Raw genomic sequence first — 4,943 nt, 5'->3', positions numbered from 1 at the left:
GCCCAGCCCGACGCTCCCCTCTCCTCCCTCGAGCTGCTCTCCTCCTCCGAGCGCCAGCAGCTCCTCCTCGACTGGAACCAGACCGACGCGGACTTCCCTCGCGACCTCTGCTTCCACGACGCCTTCACCGCCCAGGCTCGCCTCACCCCCGACGCCCTCGCCGTCACCTGTCGCGACGACAAGCTCACCTTCCGGCAGCTCGACGCACTCTCCAACCAGCTCGCCCACCGCCTCCGGAAGCTCGGCGTCGGCCTCGAGTCCCGCGTCGTCCTCTGCCTCGAGCGATCCGTCCACTCGCTCGTCGCCCTCCTCGCCACCCTCAAGGCCGGCGCCGCCTACGTCCCCGTCGACCCTCGCTACCCGCGCGAATGGATCGCGCACGTCCTCGTCGACTCCGCGGCCCCCGTCATCCTCTCCCACCGCGGGCTTCGCGACGTCCTCCCGCCTCACTCCGCCCACGTCCTCTTCCTCGACTCCGACGACTTCTCCCTGGAGTCCGACGCCCCCCTCTCGATCCACGTCTCTCCGGAGCAGCTCGCCTACATCATCTACACGTCGGGCAGCACCGGTCGCCCCAAGGGCGTCATGGTGCAGCACCGCTCCGTCCTCAACCTCCGCCACGGGCTCGCCTCCGCCATCCACTCCGGTCGAGCCCCCGCCGAGCGCGTCAGCGTCAACGCGCCTCTCTCCTTCGACGCCTCGGTCCAGCAGCTCGTCCAGCTCCTCGACGGCCACACCCTCTGCATCGTCCCTGACGAAGCCCGCGCCGACGCGCGAGAGCTCGTCCGGCGCATCTCCCTCGACGCCCTCGACGTCCTCGACTGCTCTCCGGCGCACCTCCGCCTGTTGGTGGATGAAGGCCTCCTTCAGCGCGACTCGCTCCCCCAGCGCGCCCTCGTCGGCGGAGAGGCCGTCGACACCGACACCTGGCGCACCCTCGCGCAGCACCCTCGCCTGCGCGCCTTCAACGTCTACGGCCCCACTGAGTGCACCGTCGACGCCACCTCCTGCGCCTTCGACGCGTCGCCCACGCCCTCCATCGGCCGGCCGCTTCCCAACGTCCGCGCCTACGTCCTCGACGCCACCCTCCGCCCCGTCCCCGTCGGCGTCTCCGGCGAGCTCTTCCTCGGCGGCGAGGGCGTCGCCCGCGGCTACCTCAACCGCCCGGAGCTCACCGCCGAGCGCTTCATCCCCGACGCCTTCTCCTCTGCCCCGGGCGCGCGCCTCTACCGCACGGGCGACCTCGTCCGCTGGCGCGCGGATGGCTTGCTCGACTACCTCGGCCGCACCGACTTCCAGGTGAAGGTGCGTGGCTTCCGCATCGAGCTGGGCGAAATCGAAACCACCCTCCTCAAGCACCCGCAGGTGCACGCCGCCGTCGTCCTCGCTCGCGAGGATGTCCCCGGTGACAAGCGCCTCGTCGCCTACGTCGTCCCTCCCGAAGGCTCCGACGCGCCCTCGCCCGACGCGCTCAAGGACTGGCTCAAGCAGTTCCTCCCCGAGCACATGCGGCCCTCCTTTTTCCTCGTCATGGAGGCCCTTCCCCTCAACTCCAACGGCAAGGTCGACCGCAAGGCCCTTCCCCCTCCGCTCCCCTCCTCCTCGGCCTCGACCTTCGTCGCCCCCAGCACCCCCTCCGAGGAGCTGCTCGCCTCTCTCTTCTCCCAGGTGCTCCGCCTCGAGCGCGTCAGCGTCCTCGACGACTTCTTCTCCCTCGGCGGCCACTCCCTCCTCGCCACCCAGCTCGTCTCTCGCATCCGCGCCGCGTTCCGACGCGAGCTTCCGGTGCGCGCACTGTTCGAAGCCCCGACCGTGGCCGCGCTCGCCCAGCGCATCGACTCCGAGCCCTCCTCCACCGCGTCGGCACTGCCGCGCATCCCCGCCGTGCGGGCCACCACGGCACCGCTGTCCTTCGCGCAGCAGCGCCTCTGGTTCCTGGATCAGCTCACCCCCGGGGATGCGTCGTACAACATCCCCACGGCCCTCAGGCTCACGGGCCACGTGGACGTGGAGTCCTTGCGCCGCGCCTTCGAGACCCTGGTCGCGCGGCACGAGGCCCTGCGCACCACCTTCCGCGAGCACCAGGGACACGCCCTCCAGAACATCCACCCAGCGGAGCCGTGGACGTTGCCGCTCGTGGATCTCTCCGCCCTGCCCGAAGCGCAGCGCGAAGCCGAAGCCCGCCGCAGGGTCGCGGAGGATGCGCGCCAACCGTTCCACCTGGAGAACGGCCCGCTGCTGCGCACCGCCCTGGTGCGGCTGGCCGCCGAAGAGCACCTGCTGCTCGTGACGATGCACCACATCGTCTCCGACGGTTGGTCCATGGGCGTCCTCGTCCGCGAGCTGGTGGGCCTCTACGAGGCCTTCAGCGCGGGACACCCCCCTTCGCTCGCGCCGCTGCCCATCCAGTACGCGGACTTCTCCGCATGGCAGCGACAGTGGCTCCAGGGGGAGGCGCTGGAGACGCAGCTCGGCTACTGGAAGCACCAGCTCGCGGGCGCACCGTCCGCGCTGGAGCTGCTGACGGACCATCCGCGTCCGGCCCTCCAGTCGTACGCGGGTGCGTCCCTGGCCGTTCACCTCCCGCGAACACTGGCCGACTCCCTCAAGGCGCTGGCCGGGCGTGAAGGCGCCACGCCCTTCATGGTGCTGCTGGCCGCGTTCCAGGTCCTCCTGTCCCGGTACTCCGGGCAGGACGACATCAGCGTCGGCTCTCCCATCGCCGGCCGCACCCAGGCCGAGACCGAAGGCCTCATTGGCTTCTTCGTCAACACGTTGGTGCTGCGCACGCGGATGACGGCGGAGACGTCGTTCCGCGAGCTCCTCGCCCAGGTGCGAGGCACGACGCTCGCCGCCTACGAGCACCAGCACCTGCCCTTCGAGAAGCTCGTCGAGGCCGTGCAGCCCGTGCGCGACCCGAGCCGCAGTCCGCTCTTCCAGGTGATGTTCGTCCTGCAGAACGCGCCCACGGAGGCCCTGCGCGTCCCAGGCCTCACCTTCCAGCAAGCCGCGGCCGAGGCCCACTCCGCCAAGTTCGACCTCACGTTGACGTTGCAGGACTCGCCCGAGGGTTTCGTCGGCTGGCTCGAGTACAGCACCGCGCTCTTCGAGCGCGACACCGTGGCGAGGATGGCCGGCCACCTGCGCACGCTGCTGGAGGCCGTGGCCGCGACGCCCGAGCAGTCCGTCTCCGCACTGCCGTTGATGTCCGGCGAGGAGCGACAGCGTCTGCTCGTGGACTGGAACGACACCGCCGTCGCCAGCCCCACGGACATCCCGGTCCACGTCCACTTCGCGCAGCAGGCTCAGCGCACGCCGGATGCCGTGGCGCTCGTCATGGGTGATGCCACGTTGACGTATGCCCGGCTGGACGCGCGCGCGAACCAGCTGGCCCATCACCTGCGGGGGGTGGGCATCGTCCCCGGTGCCCGCGTCGGCGTCGCCGTCGAGCGCTCCTTCGAGCTGGTCACGGCGATCCTCGCCATCCTCAAGGCCGGCGCCGCCTTCGTCCCCGTGGACCGCAATGCTCCCGTGGACCGCATCGCGGCCCTGCTCGAGGACGCGGACGTCAGCGTGGTCGTCACCCACCAGCCCTTCGCGTCATTGCTGCCACCTTCGGGCACCCGCGTCTGGCTGGATGCCCAGGCCCAGGACATCGCCGCGCTGCCGACCCATGCGCCGGAGGTCCACGCGGACGGCGAGTCGCTCGCCTACGTCATGTTCACCTCCGGCTCCACCGGCCGGCCCAAGGGCGTCTGCGTTCCCCACCGCGGCATCACCCGCCTGGTGCTCGGCAGCTCCTTCATGCGCTTCGGGCCAGAGGAGACCTGGCTCCAACTCGCGCCGGTCGCCTTTGACGCCTCCACCTTCGAGTTCTGGGGCGCGTTGCTGCACGGCGCGAAGCTCGTCCTTGCTCCGCCCCGCACCCTCTCCCTGGAGGAGCTGGCCGCGCAGCTTCGCCACCACCGCGTCACGGTGCTGTTCCTGACGACCGCGCTCTTCGAGCAGATGGCGCTGCACCAGGGCGCGGCCATCGCGGGCATGCGTCAGTTGCTCACGGGTGGCGACGTGATGCCCTGGGCACGCCTGCGTGACCATCTGGCGCTCATTCCCGATACGTCGACGCTGGTTCACGCCTACGGCCCGACGGAGAACTCGTCCTTCTCCACCACGTGGTCGCTGAAGCACGACACGCGGGTGGACGGCCCGGTGCCCATTGGCCGGCCCATTCCCAACTCCACGGCCTACGTCCTCGATGCCCACCTGCGCCCCGTTCCCGTCGGTGTCGCGGGCGAGGTCTACGTCGGCGGCCCGGGCCTCGCCTGGGGCTACCTCCACCGCCCGGACCTCACCGCCGAGCGCTTCATCCCCCACCCCTTCTCCTCCACCCCTGGCGCCCGTCTCTACCGCACCGGCGACAAGGCCCGCTGGCTCGAGAATGGCGCGCTCGACTTCCTCGGCCGCGTCGACTTCCAGGTGAAGGTGCGCGGCTTCCGCATCGAGCTGGGTGAAATCGAGACCGCTCTCCGCGCCTCTCTCCACGTCAACGAGGCCGTCGTCGTCGCGAAGGGCTCCGACTCCGACAAGCGCCTCGTCGCCTACCTCACCGCGCGCCATGGCCACTCCCTGGATACCGACGCGCTCAAGTCCCAGCTCCGGCAGAACCTCCCCGAGTACATGGTCCCCTCGGCCTTCGTCGTGCTGGAGGCCCTGCCCCTCAACGCCAATGGCAAGGTCGACCGCAAGGCCCTCCCGGAGCCGGGGACCGCTCAGCGCGCCTCCGCCTTCGTCGCCCCGCGTTCCCCCACCGAAGTGAAGCTCGCGGCCCTCTTCGCCGAAGTGCTCCGCACCGAGCGCGTCGGGCTCCACGACGACTTCTTCGCCCTCGGCGGGCACTCCCTGCTCGCCACCCAGCTCGTCTCGCGCGTCCGCGCGACATTCGA

At 70.7% G+C, this 4,943-nt stretch carries 1 protein-coding gene; it reads left to right on the top strand.

Going from position 1 to position 4,943, the window contains the following annotated elements; translation table 11 throughout:
* On the top strand, positions 1-4,943 hold a 4,943-nt coding region (locus tag FOF48_RS36060; protein ID WP_143909530.1), incomplete at both ends, for a non-ribosomal peptide synthetase.

Source organism: Corallococcus sp. Z5C101001 (assembly GCF_007352635.1).
GTDB classification, from domain to species: domain Bacteria; phylum Myxococcota; class Myxococcia; order Myxococcales; family Myxococcaceae; genus Corallococcus; species Corallococcus silvisoli.
Note: the sequence above shows the minus strand (reverse complement) of the source record. Positions and strands in the feature narration are given on the sequence as shown.